Origin of the sequence: Protofrankia sp. CiP3, assembly GCF_917627345.1 — a bacterium.
In the GTDB taxonomy this organism is placed as follows: Bacteria; Actinomycetota; Actinomycetes; order Frankiales; family Frankiaceae; genus Protofrankia.
Window position 1 is genome coordinate 11,742 of sequence record NZ_CAKJTM010000061.1, and the last position, 21,418, is coordinate 33,159.

The 21,418-nt window shown below is 66.9% G+C and carries 14 protein-coding genes and 1 tRNA gene; 9 read left to right on the top strand and 6 right to left on the bottom strand.

The features are described 5' to 3' along the window. Both MJ797_RS18385 and MJ797_RS18390 read left to right on the top strand, forming a co-directional pair. The coding region (locus MJ797_RS18385) for a replication initiator (protein ID WP_239336725.1) at positions 1-1,491 on the top strand (1,491 nt) is incomplete at its 5' end. Positions 1,492-1,525: 34 nt separating this feature from the next. Further along, positions 1,526-1,720 carry a helix-turn-helix domain-containing protein gene (locus tag MJ797_RS18390; protein ID WP_239336727.1) on the top strand — a complete coding sequence of 65 codons (195 nt, stop codon included), beginning with the start codon at positions 1,526-1,528 and terminating at the stop codon, positions 1,718-1,720. A 28-nt stretch (positions 1,721-1,748) separates the two neighbouring features. Here MJ797_RS18390 and MJ797_RS18395 read toward each other — a convergent pair whose 3' ends face one another. Next, positions 1,749-1,979, bottom strand: coding sequence for a helix-turn-helix transcriptional regulator (locus tag MJ797_RS18395; protein WP_374582531.1), 231 nt, complete (start codon positions 1,977-1,979; stop codon positions 1,749-1,751). 114 nt (positions 1,980-2,093) lie between these two features. On the opposite strand from MJ797_RS18395, the gene MJ797_RS18400 reads away from it, so the two are divergent. From MJ797_RS18400 to MJ797_RS18410, 3 genes are all read left to right on the top strand, one after another. Continuing rightward, positions 2,094-2,378, top strand: a complete 285-nt coding sequence (locus tag MJ797_RS18400) for a hypothetical protein (protein WP_239336729.1) — start codon at positions 2,094-2,096, stop codon at positions 2,376-2,378. A gap of 269 nt (positions 2,379-2,647) precedes the next feature. After that, positions 2,648-2,860 (top strand): hypothetical protein, encoded by a 213-nt coding sequence (locus MJ797_RS18405; RefSeq protein WP_239336731.1) that lies wholly within the window; start codon positions 2,648-2,650, stop codon positions 2,858-2,860. Then, positions 2,860-4,284 (top strand): site-specific integrase, encoded by a 1,425-nt coding sequence (locus MJ797_RS18410; protein WP_239336733.1) that lies wholly within the window; start codon positions 2,860-2,862, stop codon positions 4,282-4,284. Before MJ797_RS18405 ends, MJ797_RS18410 begins: the two co-directional genes overlap by 1 nt. A gap of 1,467 nt (positions 4,285-5,751) precedes the next feature. Here the strand turns inward: MJ797_RS18410 and MJ797_RS18415 are convergent. Beyond that, positions 5,752-5,824 (bottom strand) — tRNA-Arg (locus MJ797_RS18415). A 556-nt stretch (positions 5,825-6,380) separates the two neighbouring features. On the opposite strand from MJ797_RS18415, the gene MJ797_RS18420 reads away from it, so the two are divergent. Continuing rightward, positions 6,381-8,486 carry a serine/threonine-protein kinase gene (locus MJ797_RS18420; RefSeq protein ID WP_239336736.1) on the top strand — a complete coding sequence of 702 codons (2,106 nt, stop codon included), beginning with the start codon at positions 6,381-6,383 and terminating at the stop codon, positions 8,484-8,486. Positions 8,487-8,581: 95 nt separating this feature from the next. On the opposite strand, the gene MJ797_RS18425 is transcribed toward MJ797_RS18420, so the two are convergent. After that, a complete protein-coding gene (locus tag MJ797_RS18425; protein ID WP_239336739.1) occupies positions 8,582-12,076 on the bottom strand; it encodes a bacterial transcriptional activator domain-containing protein in 3,495 nt (1,164 codons plus the stop codon). Positions 12,077-12,589: 513 nt separating this feature from the next. On the opposite strand from MJ797_RS18425, the gene MJ797_RS18430 reads away from it, so the two are divergent. The 3 genes from MJ797_RS18430 (at position 12,590) to MJ797_RS18440 (ending at position 14,021) form a co-directional block, all read left to right on the top strand. Continuing rightward, positions 12,590-12,892 (top strand): WXG100 family type VII secretion target, encoded by a 303-nt coding sequence (locus MJ797_RS18430; RefSeq protein ID WP_239336742.1) that lies wholly within the window; start codon positions 12,590-12,592, stop codon positions 12,890-12,892. Between the two features lie 122 nt (positions 12,893-13,014). Further along, a complete protein-coding gene (locus tag MJ797_RS18435; RefSeq protein ID WP_239336745.1) occupies positions 13,015-13,350 on the top strand; it encodes a hypothetical protein in 336 nt (111 codons plus the stop codon). An 86-nt stretch (positions 13,351-13,436) separates the two neighbouring features. Beyond that, on the top strand, positions 13,437-14,021 hold the full coding sequence (locus tag MJ797_RS18440; RefSeq protein WP_239336748.1) for a hypothetical protein: 585 nt from the start codon (positions 13,437-13,439) through the stop codon (positions 14,019-14,021). 68 nt (positions 14,022-14,089) lie between these two features. Here the strand turns inward: MJ797_RS18440 and MJ797_RS18445 are convergent, their stop codons facing one another. The 3 genes from MJ797_RS18445 to MJ797_RS18455 all read right to left on the bottom strand — a co-directional run bounded on the left by MJ797_RS18445 (position 14,090) and on the right by MJ797_RS18455 (position 21,008). Beyond that, a complete protein-coding gene (locus MJ797_RS18445) occupies positions 14,090-15,340 on the bottom strand; it encodes an APC family permease (protein ID WP_239336751.1) in 1,251 nt (416 codons plus the stop codon). A 47-nt stretch (positions 15,341-15,387) separates the two neighbouring features. Beyond that, the gene (locus MJ797_RS18450; protein WP_374582536.1) at positions 15,388-19,977 is read right to left on the bottom strand and encodes an FtsK/SpoIIIE domain-containing protein; all 4,590 of its coding nucleotides are present in this window, start codon (positions 19,975-19,977) and stop codon (positions 15,388-15,390) included. Between the two features lie 62 nt (positions 19,978-20,039). After that, entirely contained in the window at positions 20,040-21,008 is a 969-nt protein-coding gene (locus tag MJ797_RS18455; RefSeq protein ID WP_239336760.1) for a sensor domain-containing diguanylate cyclase, read from the bottom strand. Positions 21,009-21,418: the final 410 nt, after the last annotated feature.

The following is a 21,418-nucleotide window of genomic DNA, read 5'->3' on the forward strand; positions in this document are numbered from 1 at the left end:
GGGGCCACCCTGGCCTCGAAGTGCCCGTCGTGTGCGGAGCGGGCACGGAAGCTGCGGATGGCGCAGTGCCAGGCCGGGTGGCATCTCGACGACGAACCGCTACCCGACCCCGACCCGCCGACCGACGACGTGAAGACCCTGGTCCAGCTCCGGGCGGATCTTGAAGCCGTCCGGACGGATGCTGTGACCGGCCACGATGTGGAGCAGGTCGGCGAGGTCGACGATTTGATCTCGCAGGTGGACGCCGCGTTGAACGATCTCGGCGTGCGGGGCAAGAGCGCGCCGGACAGCCGGGACCGGCCCCGGCGGACCCGGTCGACGAAACGTCGGCAGGATGCCCCGGACCTGCCCCGGCTGCCGGTGGACCGGCGCACGGTCGGGCGGACGTTCACCGGATCGGACGGGACGGTGTGGCGGCCGTCGATGTTCCTCACGCTGACCTGTGACAGCTACGGCCGGGTGACCTCGGAGGGCACGCCGGTCGATCCGGAAGGCTACGACTACCGGCGGGCGGCCCGCGACGCGATCCATTTCCCGAAGCTGGTGGATCGGTTCTGGCAGAACCTGCGCCGGGCGGTGGGGTACGACGTCCAGTACTTCGCCTGCCTGGAACCGCAACGGCGCCTTGCCCCGCATCTGCATGCGGCGATGCGCGGGACGATCCCCCGGGTGCTGCTGCGGCATGTCGCGGCGGCGACCTACCACCAGGTGTGGTGGCCGGCGTGTGACCGGGCGATCTACAGCCCGGATCGGCTGCCGGTCTGGGACGAGCAGACCGGCAACTACCGCGACCCGGACTCGGGGGCATCGCTGCCGACCTGGGATGCGGCGCTGGACGCGATCGGGGAGGATGCCGAACCCGCCCATGTGGTCCGGTTCGGGGTGCAGGTCCGCGCAGACGGGGTGACGGCGAACAGCGCGAACACCGGCCGGTTGATCGGCTATCTGACCAAGTATCTGACCAAGTCGTTGGACGCCTGTCACGACGTCGCCACTGACGCGCAGCGGGCGCATGTCGACCGGCTCGCCGAGGCTCTGCGCTACGAGCCATGCGCGCCGACGTGTGCGAACTGGCTGCGCTACGGCGTCCAGCCGAAGAACCCCCGCGGCGGGCTCGTGCCCGGCCGGTGCCGGGGTAAGGCCCACCGGCGGGAAACCCTCGGTTTCGGCGGTCGCCGCGTGCTGGTTTCCCGGAAATGGTCGGGTAAGACCCTCACCGACCATCGGGAAGATCGTAAGACGTGGGTTCGGGAACAGCTCGCGATCCTCGGCCACACCGGAACCGACGACGCCGCCAGCGGCAGACCTGATCGCGTTGTCTGGCAGCTCCTCCGCCCCGGGGATCCAGCCGCTCCGCGTCGTGAACATCTCCTCCTGCGCGCGGTCGCGGATCGTCACCACTGGCGCGCCCAGTTGGACGCGGCTCGTGCGGCGCGCGGCGATCCCCACCCGGTTTCGGCAGCCGATCCCGGCATGCCCCGTGCGGCCTGAACCCTACTCGTGACGATCATAGGAGGGAGGAACTGTGCACACGCTTCTTCTCACCCCGGCTGAAGCGGCGGCTGAACTGCGGGTGAGTCGCGCGAAGCTCTATCAGTTGATGAAGGCGGGGCTGATCGACTCTGTGGTGATCGACCGGTCGCGACGGATACCGCGGGCGGCGCTCACCGCCTACGTCGATCGGCTCTGTGGGCGTGTTGGCGATGACAAGGCGGCGTGAATCAGTGATGGCGCGGGCTCCGCCGCGCTCACTTGCGGTTGTCGCCGGTTGTGTCGGGTCGATGTTCGGCAATCCAGCGCTCGACGTCCGCGGTTTCCCAGATCCGGCCGGCAGCGAGGTCGGCAACGGGCTTCGGGAACGTCGGGTCCTGCGCAAGCTGGCTCACCCGCTGCCGGCTGACCCCGAGTCGTTTTCCGATCTCTGCGGCGCCCATGAGGTGATGCACGACAGAAGAGTACTTGACGGTTGCCCAGTCCATCCCGCAGACTCGATACGAGCTAGGCAACCGTCAAGAAGACGGCGGTCCCGGTGGGTGCGTCAACACCACACCGGGACCTTGATCCCAACCCTTCATGCCAAGGGAGCGAGACCCATGCCCATCATTCCGCCTGACCATGGCCCGTGGCGCACCCCGTCCAACCAGCCGCCGTTCGTGACCGTGCAGCGGTCCGACGCCGGCGACTGGAAGGTCACCATTCGGCCGGGTGCCGATCCGGCCGACCTGCGCGCGGCGCTCGTCGCAGTGCCGGTAGACACGGTGTTCATCGAAGCCTTCGGCGATGTCGACATCACGCTGATCTTCCGGATGATTCCCGGGTCACCGGCGCTGCTGCCGCCGGGTATCGGTGACCCGCCGCGTATCCCTGCTATGCGCTGACCCACGCGGTTCGTCGCTTCTCCCCCATTTTTCTTCCGTTCCTCTGGTAGGCGCCTGATCTGTCGGGGGGCCGGACGGGTCCAGGGTCGGCGAAGCCGATCACATAGTGACGCGTCAGCGCCCTGGACGCGGCCGGTTCCCTGGCAGACCCTTCCGCGTCCAGAGGACCGGAACAGCCACGCCACATGACATGCGTATGCGGCGTTGTCCGGCGCATTTCCCGCCTCTTTATCTTCTCCGTTCGATTGTTCGGCAAGGAGTGATCTTTCGTGGTGTCTGAACCCGACGACGGGCCGCGCGCGGTGTCTGTGGTCGCGGCTTTGCATGCGCATCTTGAGCGTGCCGGCCGTGGTCAGGGCCGCTGGTTCGCGGATTCGACCGGGCATGAGGTGTTCGCCTGCGACATGGGTGACAGCCGGTACGGCTGCCCGTGGTGCGACCGGATCGCCTGGCCGGATGGTAACCCGTTGGATGGTGCCTGATGGCTGCGGGGAAGGGGAGCCGGCGGGGGAACAACGAGGGGTCGGCGTATCGGTACCGCAACGGCTGGGCCGGTCAGGTCAGCATGCCGGATGGCACGCGCAAGACCGTGTACGGCAAGACGAAAGAGGCCGTTGTTGACGAGATCCGCAAGGTGCGGCGGGCGATCGATGACGGCGTTCCGGTGGTGTCCACCCGGATGACGGTGGGGGAGTATCTCGATCAGTGGGTGACGGTGGTGCTGCCCTCCCGGGTGGTGGCGGGCACCCTGGCGGAATCAACCGCGGAGTCGTATGAGCTGCTGGTGCGGTTACACATCATCCCGGTGCTGGGTCGCCACGAACTGCGGAAGCTGTCGACAGCACACGTCCGGCAGCGGATGACCGCGAAGCTCACCGAACCGTCCGCGGCCGGTCTCGCCGCTCGCCAGCGACAGGAGGAGGAGAAAGCACGCCGGGCCGTGGAGAAGGAAGCGCGGAAGCACGCGGCCGGGGCCGATCGGCCACAGCGGCCCGGTGGGCGCACGCCTGGTCCGGCGAAGCGGGTTCCGACTCCCGCACCGAAGCCGATCAGGCCGCTGTCGGCGCGTAGTGTCCGCTATCTGGTGACGATTCTGCGGCTGGCGTTGAAGGACGCGGTCCGTGAGGAATTGCTGGTGCGGAACGTCGCGGAGCTGGTCCAGGCGCCGCGCAGGGATGATGCGCCGGTGCGGGCGCTGGGCGAGGTGGACGCGGGCCGGGTGCTGGCGGTGGCGCTGGTGGATCGGCTTGCCGGGCTGTGGATGGTCATGTTGGCGTTGGGGCTGCGCAAGGGGGAGGCGCTCGGGCTGCGCTGGGATGTGATTGATCTGGACGCGGGCACGGTGGTGATCCGGCGTAAGCAGCGGCGGCGGCTGGTCGGGGTGGATCCGGACACGGGCCGCAAGCGCTGGGAGTTGGTGGAAGATGAGCAGTTGAAGACTAGGGGGTCGAAGGCGACTCTCGCGCTGCCGGAGATGGTCGTGGTCGTGCTGCGTGAGCACAAGGCACGGCAGGATGCGGCGAGAGCGGCGGCGCCGGTCTGGCATGACGACGGGCTGGTGTTTACCACGTCTACGGGTCGGGGGATCCAGCCGCGGAACGTTAATCGCTGGTGGGACAGGGTTTGTGCGGCCGCGGATGTCCATCGAACACGTGTTCACGATTTGAGGCACACGTCGGCCACGCTGTTGTTCCGTGCCGGGGTGGACCTCAACGAGATCCGGGCGTTGCTTCGGCACACCCGCATTGCCACCACGGCGGACATCTACATCGATGTGTTGGAAGACGTCCGGCGTGGGACGGCGGCGAGTATGGACACCATCCTTGGCCGGTTGGCGTCGTCCACCCGCCCGGCTGTTACGGAATATGACGATGATACAGGTGGCGCTGGAGCGTTTGAAATGTGATCTTTATGGTTGGAGTATTTAGTTATTCCGAATCAACTATGATCGTGATCTAAATGCTCGTGTTAGCGCATCGCCAACGCGATCTGTAAGATCTCGCTCTCGATCCGAGAGGATAGCATCGATGTCAAGTTCGTCCATTGTGCTGTATCCTACTACACGCTGAAATGTCTTGATTTGCTCGGCGAGAGGAAGTTGTACGAGTGATTCACGAGCCTTACTTCTAAGCTCAGAAGAACTGGGGTTGTGTTGCAGGAGCTGTAGAGTTTCGTATACTTGATTTTGATATAACTGTGTGATCGTCAGAGTTGCTAGAGTGCCCAGCACGATTGCCATGCCCATAATAGCGGCTGCTAGTAAAAATCCTTCCAAGAGCGTAGCTGTAATGAGGGCGGCCGATCCTAGGGTCAGAATTATCAGGATAGGTCCAATTTGCGCTCCAAGCCAACGGCGTAGCGCTACAAATCGGCGACGCATTCTAGCTTCACTTCCTACGAGTAGAGGTCGACTCCTGCTATAAGCGCGGCTACCAGGAGAAAAATGGACATGGCGTTCGAGGCAAGTAGTCCACGATACTTGTACAGATTTCCTGTCGCGGGATCCGTTCCATACCATCTAACGTAATTTGGAATAATGGCTAAACCGATGACTAGGCATCCTAGGAGAATGCCAACCTGACTACTTTTCAGTTCGGCGCCATTTTTGAGTGCGAGAATTCCAAAGGCTAGGATGGCATTATTGATCCAGTCTGCCCACAGATCTGCGTCTTGCCACTCAAAAATATGCCCTGTGGATGCCGCGCTTGAATCTCGTCGGGCGGTAACAGTTAGTACGAGTTGTAGAATACTTGCTGCGAACATTACTGTAAGCGAAATAAGTATGCGTTGCCAGGTCAAGAATCCCCCATATTTCCGTTTTTACTATTTTGTTCTCCATATCCCGGTCGTGGCGCCAGGAGAACGCCGTCGGCGCGTCCCGCCGGCCTCTGTGCCGCAGGGTCTGGGAGGATAGTTCGGGGACTGGCCAAGCCATCCCTGCGACGGACACCGCCCCGACCCACGGCCGCGCACATGGACCAGCGGGGTGTGCCCGCGCCGCGCCTGCCCCCGCTGGTCACCTGCGGCGGCTGCGGGAGCCTGCCCGACCCCATCCTCGATGAGGATCCAGGCTCCTGTGGCTGCGGCGACTCTCTAATTACCCACGGCCACACTTCCTGCCGCCACCTCATCGCTGGCACTCCCGTCGCGTTCGACCAACCCGTCGGACGGGCAGCTGGTCCGTCGTCGGGATGGTGTGACGTCGTCCACCCGCCCGGCTGTTACGGAATGTGACGACGGTCGGGGTGGCGCCGAGGTGTCCGAGGGCTGATTGTTTCCAATTGCAGTACGAATTGCAGTACTGGCGATCACTGAACCATCAGGGGCACGGAACCATGACTGGCTCCGTGCCCCTGACCTGCCTCAACCGGCGCGCGCTCGGAGGGACTCGAACCCCCAGCCTCTTGATCCGTAGTCAAGTGCTCTATCCGTTGAGCTACGAGCGCCTGTCGGACCACCATAGCGGACCGACTGGGCAAGACTACAACACCAGCGGATGATCTCTGAGCGGGCATCAGTGCGGTGATGGTCGGTGCGGCTCGCCGGTCGCCGGCCGGTCATTATTGATCATTGATGTCATGGCCGCCAGCTGGTGCCACTGTGTCTGATCTGCCCGTCGAGCCCCTGTCTGAGGGGATGTGGCGGGCTGGAGCGTCTTTTACCCGTGGAAGGGCCGCGGGAATCTCGCTCGCCGCGGGCATCAGCCTCGGCTCTGTAGGCTGGCCTCTGGGTCCGCCTCTCGTCGGAGGTCTCACGGCGTTGGCAGGCCCGCAGACCGCGTTGCTCGTTGTGATCGCCCTGGCCATGACGGTCACGGTCCTGGTGTCTTCGCGGCCACGCTGTCCGGCTGGTTGTGGATGTCTGGATCATACGGTCATCTGATCGTGCGACGAGTTCGCGACTATTGATGGGGTATGTGACGGATGTATGACCAGGATTCGGGTGGGGTCTGTGCAGTCGGGTAATCTCCGTAGGTGATCAGGGTCGGCGAGAGGGGATTGAATGCTCGCGCCGCTGGCTGCTGACGATCCGCGCTCGGTTGGGCCGTACCGCCTGCATGGCCGGCTTGGTGAAGGCGGTATGGGGGTCGTCTACCAGGGTTTTGCCCCGGACGACACGCCGGTGGCGATCAAGTTCCCGCACCGCAACGTTGCCGCGGATCCCGAGTTCCGCGCGCGTTTTCGGCAGGAGGTCACGGCTGCCAGGCGGGTGCGTGGCACCTTCGTCGCCGAGGTGCTTGACGCGGACGTCGACGCTCCCCGGCCGTGGATGGCAACCGCCTATGTGGACGGTGTGAGCCTGGCGGACGCCGTGCGTCGGCGTGGCCGTCTGGACGGCACCGCGCTGATGAGTCTCGCCGTCGGCCTCGCGGAGGCCTTGGTCGTCATCCATGGCGCCGGGGTGGTGCACCGTGACCTCAAACCCGGGAACATCATTATGGCGTGGGACGGGCCGAAGGTCATCGACTTCGGTATTGCCCGGTTGTCCGATGCCACTGTGAACACGAAAACTGGTTTCAGTATCGGAACCGTCGCCTGGATGTCACCTGAGCAGCTATCCGGTGAACGCGCCGGACCCGCTGCCGACATCTTCGCCTGGGGCACCTGCGTCGCGTTCGCCGCGACTGGCCGGCATCCCTTTGCCGCTGAGACGCCGACCGCGTCGATGGCCAGGGTGCTCGGCGGTCCCCCCGATCTTGATGGCATTCCTGATCCGTTTGCCTCGGTGATCGCCAGGGCGCTGGCCAAAGCGCCTGCCGAGCGCCTCGCCGCCGCTGCCGTGGTGGCCGGTCTCACCGGCCAGCAGATACACGGCATCACCGAATCGGAGCGGATCGCGACGCGTCTCGTCCGTGGCGCGGACGTCCCACCGCCGGCACGCCAGTACGGGCACCCCCCAGCGACCCGTCGGGAAGCCCCGTGGCCGGGCTGGCAGACCCCGCCGCCACCAGGCGTGGGCGGCTACCCCGGCTCTTTGCCTGAGACGCCCCCGCCGGACGGCTGGCAGCGGTCAGCCCGCGAGGAACTGCTGACGCCGCAGCCAGCACCACCGGCCGCGGCGGAGGCGGAAGCGGCACCACCGGCCGCGACCGACCTGCGTCGCATTCTTGCCCCCCCGGGCCCGCCCCAACAGGGCTGGTTCGGCCGTTCCATGCCGATGTCGATGCCGATTCTGGCCGTCCTGCTGGTGGCAGCGCTCCTTGCGCTGATTCCCGCGGCGCTGCGGGTACCGGGGCTCTACCGGAACGGTGATTTGTGGGATGTTTTTGGCGAATTCGGGATCGCGTTTCTGGCGTTGCCGGTATCAATCATCGGTCTTGTGGCTGGAAACCGATGGGGTGGTTGGCGTGACTTCGCGGGTGGCTGCGTCGTCGGCCTGTCAGTGATGTCGCTGGCAGAACTCGGTTGGACTCATGAGATCATCCACCAGCCAACCCATGCGGGTTGGTGGATGATCGCGCTGGGTGCCGCGGTGGCTATGATCACCGTTTTTTCCTGGCGAGGCTGGACCGCTGGTTGGAGCTCGGGGCGCTGGACAGCCTTTGTCCTGTTGTCAGTCGGGCTGGGCGTCGTCATGTTCGCCCGGGCCTATCCACTGTGGAAATCCTATCTCCTTCCCGAGCAAAGCAGTCTGATCGGGGCATCTGTTGTCGGGGGGCTGCTGCTTCTTGCCAGTCTGCTGGTGCCGTCCGGAGGCCCGGCATTTCTCATCGCAGCGACGGCTGTCGGCGTCTGTGCGCTCGAGATGTTCCAGCCGGGACTCAGGATTTACATGGCGGACAGTTTTGCCGTGGCTATCGGGTTGATAGCGCTGGGTTTACTCTGCGATCGCCGGTTGGACCGTTTCTTTCTCTTCGCGGCGAGGGTCACAGTCGCGGTGGCGCTCCTGCGGGTGAAGGTGCCGCTGTTTCTGCCAGCGCGCTTTTTTGTCCCGCTTGGCGGCACCAGCCTGGATCTGCCAGATGTCCACGTCGCCGCGTTCGGGACGATCGCGGTGCTTGCGCTGTTCGGGACTCGCGCCGGCGGCCCGCTGCTGCCGATGCCGGGACCGTGGCAACCGCCGTCTTCCGTGCCCCCGCCGTACCGGGCCAACAGGCCGTACGGCTGACCGACCGTGAATCGAACCCTTCTCGCGGCGCGGCCTTGGCGCTTTTGCCCGGTGGCTCCGCGGTTTGGTACTCCGGCTACCGGCTGATGTTCCGGCTATCGGTGGCGAAGGCCCGACAGGAGCTCCCGTATCAGCGCCCCTGTCTCAGCCTGAATCTTCAGGCCGCTTCGCGGTGGCGTGATCACACGGTGCATTTCGCTGATCACGGCTTCGAGCGCTTTGCGGTCGTGTCGGGCGGCTACGGTGCGTAATAGGTCTTGCCAGAGGACCTCGGCGGTCGGCACAGCGCGCAGGCCGGTCCGGCATGCCGCGACGGCGGTCAGGGTGTCTCCATAGCCGAGCGTGAGCATGGCAAGTCGGTGGGCCACGTCCACAACCGCGGTCGTGGTCGCCGTCCTAATGGTGCTCGAGGTCAGCCAGCGGTAGCGCTGATCCGGCAGATTCGTCCATAAAGGACCGGTGACCAGCCGTAATGCGTTGCTGAGATTCTCTTCGGCATCGGCGTCCGGCTGCTTGGAGCGACGGGCGTAGGCGACGAACAGGTCCCAGTCGCACCGGAGGTCGTCCGCGAGCCGCCAGGATCCGTCGGCGCTGGCGGTGATGCGCGGACTGCCGCCGCTGCCTGGCCCAAGCCAGGCACGGGCGTGGTCGAGAGCCGCCATCACCACGTCGTCAGGTACGCCGTGCGGCCAGAGCGTCGTACTGAGGTCATGGATGGCTGTTCCGTCGCGATGCAGGGCGAGATAGATCACCAGCTCGGTCAGCAGGTCCCTGCGATCAGCCTCCAGCGGACCGGGAGCGTCGACGGTGACGGTCCCCAGAACACGGATCTCGGCTTCGCTCGGGCGGTAGAGGTCCACAGTCACAAACAGGGGTGTTCCTGGTCGAAGAACCAGCGCGGCCGAGGCGGGTGTACTCAGGTCAGGCAGGGGTGAAGGCGGGCTGGCAGGCGGCCCGGACCGGGGCAGCGTGTCATTTCCGGAGGCGCCGCCTGTGCGTGCTTCCCTGCCTGGGTCGAAGGTTTTTTGATCATTATTTTCCTGGTGCGGCCGGAGAGCGGGCGGTTCGATGCTTGCGCCGAGGGCCGTGTGATCGTGGGTTTTTCTGCGTGGGGGTTCCTCCTCACCTGATTGCTCCGGGATGCCTGGAAGCTCGCCCGGTGGGAGCAGATGGGGGCGCTGTGACTGAGGCCGCCGCGTCGGTGGCGTCGGTGATGTCGGATGCGGCGCCTGGATGGGTGTGTCATCCGGTCGCTTCTCGCCGGGCGGAAGAACGGGCGGCGGACGTCGGGCCACGGCTTCCCACATGGACACCTGCGCCAGCGCGTTCTGCGGAGTTCCAGCGGATTGGGCGGGCACAGCCTGGACCGGAAAGGACCGAGGTGGCGGGAGCGCCGGCAGGCCCGTGGCCGGGATCGTTCGGGATCCTGCGGACCCCGGGGTTGTCCCGCTTGCCGCCTCTTCCCCTCCTGCACCGGTATCGAGGGAATATGGCGGATTGAGCACCATGGCCCGTTCCCCTGGAGGTGACGGGGGCCTGGGCGGTGGGGTCGGTGGCGGCGTGGTTGCCGGTGGGGGCGGAGGCGGTATCGGCGGGATGGCCGGGATCGGCGCATGTCTGTGGCTGTCGGGCGCGCCAGGGGATGGCGTCTGCGGGCCGGAGCCGAGGGGGCGCATCCACCGCGGAATTTCCGGTACCCACGGGACGGGTGCCGGTGCCGGTGTCAGCTCTGGGCCGGGCGCCGACGTGGCCGCTGCTGAACCCCCGTCCACAGACCTGACCATTTCGGCGCTTGGAAGAGCCGCCGGCAGCGCGCGTGGCTCGGGGCCGGGCGTGTTCCAGGACGTTGAACCCGCATCAGGTTGGCTGAACATCTCCAGGATGGCCGCGTATTCGGGTGCTGACAACGTCAAGGCGTTGACGTCCAGCCCGAGGACACCCAAGGACAGCCTGCGCTCGGCGTCTACCGTGAAGCGCCAGCGGGTCGCGGCAGTGTCGCCTACTGTTATTACTCCGATGCCCTGGGTGCGTCCAGTGGCGAGAACCGACAGCCGCGCGACATCGTCGCCGGACGGAGGCTCGGGCAGCACCAGCAGGTCCGGCGCCCACAGCGCCTGGGTCCGCGCTGCTTGCCGGCCTCGCAGCGCCGCGTCGAAGGTGCTGTTCACATCGTTTCCATGACCGTTGTGCTCCCGCCCGCTGCCGGCCGGATCCCTCGTGCCGCCGGCCGCGCCACCGTGCCGTGAGCCGCGATCGGACAGTTCGCTCAGAACCTCGTCGAGACTGCTACTGGTTCGCAGCCTGTCCGGGACGATCGGCGCGGTGAGCTCAGGAAAGCCAATCATGTAGACGCGGAGGTCATCCGACCAGAGGTTCGTGGCAAGTTCCACCGCGATGGACACAACTGCTTCACGAGCCACGGCGGCATCCCCGACCAGGCTGATGATCCCTGGGGCGCCTTCGATGTCCACGAGAATCTGGGCGCCGTGGCCGTCCGTGCCAACCGTGGCGAGGCCCGGATAGGGTGCGGGCGTGCTCGCCGGAATCCCTGCGACAACACCCGCGGGCAGGCCGTCGGGCGTGTCCGCGAGCCGGTCGATGAGCCAGTGTCCCGGTATCTCGCCAACTCGCCATGGCGGCGGTGGCCCTTCAGGTTCGGCTGGCGCGATGTGAAGCAGCAGCGCGGAATCGCTGAGAGCCGCCGCGTACACCGGAGGCAGGGCACGACCGGCCTTGGTCAGCTCCGCGGAAAGCACCCGCAGCGCCTGGTCGACAAATCGGGCTGCCCCGACATCGGCGGCGAGGCGGAGCATGGTTTCGAAGTCATCGACCGCATCATCCGCGTTCCTCCGTGGCCGCCGTTCGGCAAGCGCCACCACCACTCCCGCGGCCAGCAGCGCGGAACCGGCAATCCCCCGTAAGGGCGTGATAACGCCCGCGGCAGCCATGACCCCGGTATCGACGTTCGCGGCCACTGCGGTACCGGAGCCTTCGGACTGGCTTTCACCGGCTGCAGCACCGGTCGCACCACCTGGCGAAACGCCCGGGGAACCACGGGAAGAGCCGAGAGATGCCGCGTCATCGGCGAGCGGACGGACAGCCGACGCCGTGATGGCGGGACGCGGCCTGGGCTCGTTTGTGCCGGGCGTGAGGAGGATGGCTGTGCCGGAGAACAGCAGGGTGGCGGCGACGAGACGGTGCGCCAGCGTCTGCGAGCTGCCGCCCAGAGGGATCCGCAGCGGCAGCGCCGAGCCCCGCCGTCCGGACCACCACTCGGCGATCACACAGATGACGAAGTGCACCCAGGCCAGCCACACCACGTCCGCCATGATCGCCAGCAGGCTCGCTGGGTCGACTGTGCGCGCCGGTGCCCAGGCTGGCGCCCAGGCCATGGGAATCGGTGGACCGACCAGCAGCACCAGCATGGCTGGCACGCCGACGATGATTGTGGCGAGGAGCGCGAAGGCCCTGGCTGCGCGCAACCGTGCTCGCCGCGGGACGGGCGGGGAAGCGGCCCGTGCGGTCAGCCTCGCGTGCCGGCGGCCGGATGTTCCGGCGCGGTCGCGGCGGGACGGTGTCACGCTGTTCATGGTCTTCCCCCGCGATCAGGCCGCCCAGAGTCTTGTCTGGGCTGTGGATAAACGCCATCACTTTATATGGTTTAACTATTACTGAAAGTCATTTTTGTAGATCTTTTGCCTGGCCTGGCAGGTGCGGCTCGGGTCGGGCTGCTGGCGTGCGGATCTCGCTGAGCGGTCCGATTGTCGCCGACCGACATGTTGATCTATTGGCGGAGTGGCTATCGGGCCTCTTCATGGGATGTCGGCGGGCGGTGCAAAACAGTAGATTTGGACAAAAACGTCTATAACCATACCAACATGGGCGAAGTTCGTGGGATGCTCGACGCGGCGAAGCTGCTGCGGAGTGGGCCTGCCGACATGTGGATGTAGCACGATATGTATCTGTTATGTTACTTATAGTAGTTACAAGCTGGCGATCGCAGCTTGACGATCACCGAGCGACCTGCCTCCGCGTGACAGCGCATCCCGCATCCCGCCCGCTTCGCCAGCAACTTCCCATCTTTCCGAAAGAGGCCAGAGGCGATGCCCAATCTCAACGTCACCTACACCGAAATGGACGACGCGAGTACCCGGCTCCGTAACGGCAAGGCCGACATCGAGGCGCACCTGAACACCTTGAAACGCACGGTCGACGGCCTGGTCGCCAGCGGTTACGTCACCGACCAGTCGAGTGTGCAGTTCCAGGACTCCTACGACACGTTCAACACCGGTGTCACCAACACGTTGGCCGGCCTGGACGGGATGGCCGAGTACCTCAAGAGGGCCGCGGAGGCCTTCCGCACGGCCGATACCCAGCTCGCGAACTCGCTGCGCGGGCAAGGTTAGGAGGCTGATCATCCTATCCGCGGTTGCCGTTCGGCTGGGTGCCAGCTGTGCCGGGCGCTGCCTCGGTCACTGGTTATGACGATCCGCGTGCAGTGGTGGGTACGCAACGGAGGCGGGTTTCAATGACTGCTGACCGCGTGTCAGTCGATCTTTCGGGTCTGGATGCCCTCGCGAGCAATCTCGCGTCTGTCCGATCGACGATGAACGCAACTCGGTCAACGCTCGGGTATTACCACGGCCAGTTGGGTTCGGCCGAAATCGAGAGCGCCCTCGACGATTTCGAACATGACTGGAGCGATGGGCGCAGGAAGATCGATGAGAACGCGAACAAGCTGGCGACGATGGCCTCGGAGTCCGCTCGGGTACTGCGCCAGGTCGATGCCGATCTGGCGACGAATCTGACGGCGGATCCGATCAGGGCGCCCCACCCTACGGATGAAGGGGTGAGGGAGAGCTGAGCGGCGACTCTGCGGCCGGCGGGCTGGCAAGCACCGAATTCTCGATCGCGGTTCCCGACACCTGGTTTGAGGTCGACCTGAATCCGGTGACCCGCCGGGCATCCATCGATGCGCTGGTCCGTGCGCGTACACGTGCTGTTCCCGAACTCGCCGAGAACCGCTTGGCGATCTCGCGCATGCTGCGTAATGCCGCCAGCGACGCCGCTGCTGGTGGTGCACTGTTCTGCGGGGTCATGGCTGAGCCGGTGGAGGGTGCGATCCTGTCCGCCAGTGTGACAGTCTCGTTACTTCCTGCCCCCGAAGGGGGCTGGACGGATGGAGACCAGACGAATGGCGTCGCTCCGGACGCCATTCTGGCCACGCTGTCGGAGAAGGTCGCCCGATCGCTGGACGACACGTGGACGATGGTGGCACTTGTGGATCTTCCCCGGGTCGGGCGGGCCGTCCGTGCCTATGGTGTCGAGGACATCACGCTGCCTGATCGGGCGGGTTGGATCAGGACGACGACGATGCAGACCTTTGTCCCACTCCCGCGGTCGGACGCAGTCGTCCTGATCGCCTGCTCCAGCCCGAACGTGGTGCTCGTGGACGCATTGCACGATCTGTTCGACGCGCTGACCGCGACTTTTCAGTTCGGCCCCAGCAACGTGGAGCGTGCCGCACATCCCTGATCGCCTGGCCTCGGCCGCCTGACTGGCCAGGCGATCGAACTCAGGCGGTCGAGGCCGGGCGGTCGAACTCAGGGATGTGATCTACGCACGGCTCGAAGCGCAACACCGGCGGTGAGAACGCCGAGACCGGTGATGACGCTGGTAGCCGGCAGGGTGAACGCGAGGACGACACAACCAGCGCCACCGACCAGCGTGACCGGCCGTAGCCAGCGGCGCTGCGGACCGTCCAGGGTGAAGGCGCTGGCGTTGGCGATCGCGTAGTAGACGAGGATCGTGAAACTGGAGAATCCGATTGCGTTCCGAACATCGATCACGGTGACGATGACGACCACAATGCCACCGAGCAGCAGTTCCGCTCGGTGTGGAACGCCATGGCGTGGATGCACCGCGGCAAGCCAGCCGGGGAGATCCCTTTCGCGGGCCATTGCGAGGGTGGTGCGTCCGACCCCGGCAAGCAGCGACAGCAGCACCCCGAGGCTCGCCACCACCCCGCCCACACGAACCGCGGGAGTCAGCGCATGGAGGCTGCCCGCACTGACCGCGACGGCGAGTGGGTCAACGGCGGACGCCAGCCGGTCAGGGCCGATGGCCAGCAGCGCGGACAGCCCGACAAGGAAGTAGACACCGACGGTGAGCCCGAGCGCGGCGGAAACCGCCTTCGGGATCGTCCGCGCTGGGTCACGGACCTCCTCGCCCAAGGTGGCGATCCGGGCGTAGCCGGCGAACGCGAAGAACAGCAGCGCCGCCGCCTGCAGTACGCCGCGGACCGCACCCGGCCCGCTCCCGGGCCAGATCGGGCTCAGCCGTTCGGCGTCGGCGGTGCCGCCGGCCAGGCAGGCGATCACCACGAGGGCCAGCACGATCAGGGTCAGCGTGATGAGCAACCGGGTCAGCCGGGCGGTCTTGGTCACCCCGAAGTAGTTGACCGCGCTCAGCAGAGCCGCGGCGGCAACCGCGACCAGCCGGGGATGTTGGGGCCAGGCGTAGGCCCCGACGGTCAGGGCCATGGCGGCGCAGCTCGCGGTCTTGCCGACCACGAATCCCCAACCGGCGAGATAGCCCCATACGGCGCCGAGGCGGCGTCGCCCGTACACGTAGGTGCCACCGGACTCGGGATATCGGGCTGCCAGCTGCGCGGACGACGTGGCGTTGCAGTAGGCGATCACCGCGGCGACCGCGAGGGCGATGAGGAGGCCAGCGCCCGCGGCTCCCGCCGCCGGTCCGAAGGCCGCGAACACGCCCGCACCGATCATCGAGCCGAGGCCGATGACCAGCGCGTCACCCAGATCAAGGCGTCGTTGGAGCGGGCCCGTCGTCATCGCCGCACCTTCCGGGTTCGCCTGTCGGCGTGGCCTGCCAGCGGATGTTACCCAGTCACGGAGAAAGCGATCTGGACAGGCATCGTCCTGCCCCGTCGCACGAACAGTCCGCGGCCGACGGGCATGGTGCCGAAACTGCCGCGGGACAGCCGCACGCCGAACAGGTCCCCTTCGCTGGGGACGCTCGGCGCGAGAATGATCCCACATCGTGACCGACGGGCATCCACCATGAACCCGCGGTACTGGTTGGTCAGATCCTCGGTCGTTCCGGCCGCGATGAACGCGTGACCGGCGTCGCGAGCGGTTCTGAGGAACTCACTCATACGGTCGGCCAGCGGCGCGTTCGCCAGCAGCTCCGCGTCGTCCATGACGATGACCAGGCTGTTCGGCGTCACGGCCGAGGCACAGGCGGCATCGATGTCGGCGGCATTCGCCGCCGCGCCAAGGACGTCGATCACCTGTGGATGGCTCGCGAGCGCCGCCAGCGGTGAGCGCCGAGGGGCCACCACAAGCAACTGGGAATCGCCTGCCAGCAGCGACTTCGCCATGGTCAGCAGCGCGGTGCTCCGGCCGGAGCGCGCGGGGCCGGCGACAACGAAACCAGGTCCGTCAGCGGCGAGATCGATCTCGATGGGGGCAAGCTCATTGCCGCCCGCGCCGACGAGTGCGACGAGCGCGACGAGCGGCACGGATCGCCCGGTCTCGTTGGCCGCCGGCCGTGAGCGTCGTCCCAGCTGCAGCGCCTGAGTTTCGGCAACGCTGATGCGTCCCGGCAGCGCGTCGATGCGAAACGGCCGCCGGTAGTCCGTTCGGGCGCCGACGGCCGGCCCCGGTGGCACTCCGTCACGGACAGCCGCGGCCAGGCCCAGGTCGTGCAGCGCCGCGACCTGGGCGCGGCCGGACGGATCCTCGGCGAGCAGCGCGAGCTGGGTCTCCACCGAGGTTTCGACCTGAAATCCACGGCCTGGTGGTAGCGCATCGGGCACCGCGCCCGCGGCAAGACCCATCATGGCGTAGTCGGATCGGTCCGCCATCCGCAGCACGAACCGGTTCTCGATCGCTGTGCTGAATCGACCGGACGCGCTGCGTCGATCGCCGGTCATGACGATGCGCAGACCCACGGATGGTCCTTCACGCAGCAGCCGGGTCAGCATGTCGACGAGCGCTCCGCCATCGACCTCTTCGAAGGAGGCCAGAAAGCCCTCGAACCGGTCGATCAGCAGGATCAGGTAGGGCAGTGGGTGGTCATGGTCGGTAGATCGCTGTTCGGCGAGGTCGGCGTATCCGCGCGCGGCAAAGATCTCCTGCCGTTCGACGATCTCGGTGATGATCCGGGCGAGCAGCTGTTGAACCCGCTCGGGAGCGTCCCTGCTGACTACGGCGCCGGTGTGCGGTAACGAGGCCAGGGGCGCAAGGGCGCCGTTACCGCAGTCCAGCGCGTAGAGATGGACATCGGCGGAGGATATGGTTGTCGCTATTGATCCGGCCAGAGTACGCAGGGCCGTCGATCGTCCCGACCGTGGTGAACCGGCGAAGAGCAGGTGGCCCCCGTTTTCGATGTCGAGCGTGTAGGGGAGCTGAGCCTGGCGGTCACAGTGGTCCGACAGGCCGATCGGGACGGCCGGCAGCGCGTTCGGGCGCACGGAGACGGATTCCAGCAGCGTCGCCAGGGTGAGCCGTTCGGGCAGCGGCGGTAGCCACGGACTGTGCTGGGGCGCGACGCGCAAGGTGGCGGCGGCTTCCCGGATCGCTTCGACGAGCACCTTGAGATCGGTGATTTCGTTGCTGGATGTTCGTAGCCGTGGCGGTGCCGGTGGGGGCTGGCCCAACGCGGGCCAGGTCAGCTCAGTCACCCAGGGCTGTTCTAGATCATCTTTTCGCGGCCCGGCGCCGAGTGTGGCGATGCTTCCACGAACACCGGCGGCACCGACAGTGGCACCGACAGCGGCACTGGCCGGCCGGCGACCACCGATCCGGCCGGCCTGGAACGGGACGAGTGACGCGTGCGCCAGCCGGACGTAGGCACGGCCGGGGGCGGACGGTGAGATGCGCGCGGCGTCCGGCGCGTTGATGACGTCGGAGCTCTCCGAGGTGTCGGTGACGCGCAACGCTATCCGCAGGTTCGTGTTCGCGCGGATCTCGGGCGACACCACCCCGCTGGGACGCTGTGTCGCGAGCAGGAGGTGGATACCGAGCGAACGGCCACGCTGCGCGATGTTGACCAGGCCGGTGACGAAAGCGGGCAGTTCACGGGCGAGCGAGGCGAATTCGTCGATCACGAGTAACAGGCGGGGCAACGGTGCCGACGGCGGGCTGGCCGGTGCGCGCCGCGTCCCAGTGGTGGCCAGCAGGGCGTAGTCTTCGATGTCCTTTGCCCCCGCGTCGGCCAGGATGCGTTCACGCCGGCGGAGCTCGGCCGACAACGACTCCAGCGCTCGGGTCACCAGGTGGGTGTCGAGGTCGGTGACCATGCCGACCGTGTGCGGCAGCCGGACACAGTCGGCGAAGGCGCTGCCGCCCTTGTAGTCGATGAGTACGAACGTCATTTCATCCGGCCGGTTCACGACGGCGAGCGACGCAACGATCGACTGCAACAGCTCGGACTTGCCGGATCCGGTGGTGCCGGCGATCAGCCCGTGCGGGCCGTCCCGGCGGAGGTCCAGCGCGAACGGGCCGTCGAACGAGAGGCCCACCGGGAAGGTGGTACTGCGCGGGCAGACAAGCCAGCGAGCGGCCACCGTGGCCGCGGTTGGTGGTTCCAGGCCGATCACGTCCAGGAGCCGGGCGGCGCTCGGGATGGTCGCCTCGTCGTCCCCGCCGACATCGCGGACCGGTGCCAGGGCGCGGGCGAGCCGTTCACACCAGGCTGCGGCCCTGCCAGCCGTCACCAGGGCGTGGGGATCGGCGGGCAGCGCGGTCGAGACGAGATCCGGGCGGACGTCACGGACGATCTCGGTATGCATCTCCACGAGGCACAGCCCGGTCCGGGTCTCCTCGGCCACGGCCTGACACTCCTCCGGCAGGTACCGGGTGTCGTGGTCCAGGCAGATCGAGTGGATGCCCAGCGCGGGTCCGTCCCGCAGGATTGAGATCATTCCGGGCGCGGACCGCAGCCGGCGCGCGCCGTCCATGACGACCAGTACGTCCGGGCTGTCGCCGAGCGGGTTCATGCCGGTCGGGTTCGCCCGGGTGGCCGCCCGCGCCGCCACCTGATTGATCAGCTCGCCGATGCGCCGGGCCCGCGACTCGTCGTCGCTCCCGAGCAGGACAGTGGTGTTCTGGCCTTCGCTCGGACGGCAGTGAGGAAGCCAGCGCACCCACTGCCAAGCGGGTTCACCGGAGCTGTCGGTGAGAATGTAGATTGCCAGGTCGCGTGGGCTGTGCAGGGTCGCGGCCTGCGCGATCAGCCAGCAGGCGAGCACCCGGGGCAGGCCGCCGCGGCCGGCGATGCCCAGCACTCCCCGCTCGGGCAGAGCTACCGTCACCGGGACGTCCGGCGCCGTCCAGGTGATCTCACGTTTGTGTTCCGGAGCGGCCGGGTCCTCCATCACGACCTCGCTGGGCAGGTCGGCGGTGCCTAGCCGCAGGCACAGGTAGTCGGGATTGTCCCGGCGGCGTTCCCACAGGCGTCCACGCGGCCCGACGGCGGTGAGCAGGACGGTCGCCGGATCGGGGAAGTCGGCGCGCCGGGCTGAGCGTTCGCTGACCAGCGCTTGGCGCGCGTCGGTCTCGACCTCTTCCCGCCTTTCATGGTAATCGGCCAGTTGTTTACGGTAGCTGCGCCTGCCGTGCCGGTCGCTGGAGACGTGCATCCCGATCATGCCTACTGGGCCGATGACGGCCATTAGCAGAAAGTAATATTGTCGGAACAGGAGTGCCATCGCGACGCCCGCGCCCAGCGGCATGAGCGCCATGAGGATCGGCATTGGGCGCCGTTCCGGTTCCGAGGGCTCGCTGGGCAGCTTGTAGCGTGTCCGGCGCAGCGGCGGGAGCAACCGGGGCGGCCGGTTGAAATCGAGGGCCATCCCGTCGTCGGACGGCTTGAGCGCGGCGTCGGCCTGGCTCGGCGTGCCCATCTCCAGCAGGACGGACCCGATCGCGATCTGGGCGCCGGCTGGGAGGTCGATCGGGGCCTGTAGCGGTTCGCGGTCGACGAGCACGGCGGCAGGCTGTTGATCAGAATGGGCGGCCGTGGGGATGAGGCGACACGAGCCGTCCGCCATCACCATGATTGTCATCGCCTCGGCCGCGAGGCCGGGATCGTCCAGCCGGACGGCGCAGGCAGCCCCGCAGCCAACGGCGAACTCACCTGGCCCGAGCCGGTGAACCACACCCGCGCCCGGTCCGCCGATCACCCGGACCTCGATCAGGCCGGGCGGTTCCCCCGCCAGCCAGCCCGCTGGTGAGTCGAGGCTGATCACAGTGCCCTCGCGGATCGGGGACTCGGCGAGGGAGAGCGCTCCGGTGACGAGCCGGCCGTCGACGAACAGGTCTGGCCTGCCCGCCGCGACGGACGGTCGGAGACGGCACGTGAGGGTATCGGCGACCGCGCTGACCGGCGTGTCCGGGTCGGCGTCCAGGATGACGTCCGCGCTGACGTCGTGAGCCGGGTCAGACACCGTCAGCGTCAGGCGCATAGTCATACGATACGTCCTGATACCGACATAACGGGCCTTATGCTTTGGGCTGCTTTGGGCTGCTATAGGCGTGGCCGCGGCCGGTGGCGGCGCTGGGTCCGGCTGCGGACAAGTGTCTCGCTCGCCAGCTCGACGAGTTCGACGGCGTCCGGGGAAAGTGGTTCATCGGATCGGGAGCGCCCTGACCGCCGCTGGTTGATGGACCCGGTGGCGGCGTCCAGCAGGGCCATCCCGACGTTGACCGACACTGTGATCCGATGCCCGCCGATGGCGAGCGGCTCGGCCAGGGAATGGGTCAGCGCCTCGGCTAGGACCGCCGCGTCCGTGCTGGTCAGATGGCCCGCCACCACCACGAACTCGTCCCCTCCCCATCTGGCCAACAGGTCGGTCGGACGCAGCGCGGAGGCCAGCCGAGCCGCGGTGGCCCGCAGGACCATGTCACCGATGCGGTAGCCGAACGTATTGTTGATTGTGCACAAGGAGTCCAGGTCGAGAAAGAACAAAGCGGCTGGATGGAGGTCATCCCTGCCGCTGGTCTGCTCAGTCGGCTGAGCCGGGAAGCCGCTGCTGAGCTCGGCGAGCCGTTCGGTCACCGCCAGCCGGTTCGCGAGGCCCGTAAGCGTGTCATGCGTCGCGTGATGGCGCAGCTTCTCCTCGGTCTCACGCCGTTCGGTGATGTCATCCACCAGGACGACGAGCCCTTGGCCGCCCATGAGCGGGCGTAACCGTACGAGCAGCCAACGGGGACCGCGCGGTCCCGGACAGTGGACCTCCAGGTGGGGGCGGCCGCGATGGTTGTCCAGCAGCTGCCTGGTGATGGTTGCGAGCTGGTCGAGGTATGGCAGGCGCGCGCTCGCGGCCGCGCATGCGGCAAGCCAGCTCCCGCCCGGCGCGACGGGGACGAGGGCGGTCCCGGTCGCGTCGCCGCGTCGCCACGCCTCGTTGAGCCGCAGCACCGTGCCATCGGAGTCGAGCACGGCGACCGCGATGGGCAGCGCGTCGAGAACCGCTGAGGCCACGTCGTCGGTCATCAGCGAAGCCCACCTCTTCCGACGGCCCGTTTTCACCCAGATTTTTCACCCAGATGTAGCGATCGTGATACCAGAGTGTGCTCCTGTCCGTGAAACGAGGATGACGTGTGAACTGTGAGTGCTGCCGGCGCTTCCGCTGTGTGCTCGGATGATCTGAAGGGTGGTACGGCTGATCTGGTGGCGAGGCAGGGGCTGACGCCCCCGCGCCCGGCGGCTCCCGCATCGGCACCCATGACATCTTTGAGCCCCCACCTGTCGGCCGGATTGCCCCGGCCTCTACCTGGCGGCGGGTGGGTATCCCTCCTGCGTCGACGACGAGAAGCAGCGATTTTGGATCACTCGTGCGGGCGCTGCCCACCCGAAGGCCACCGAGTAGCGGTGCGTGCGGCCTTCGATATCTTGAAGCTTGG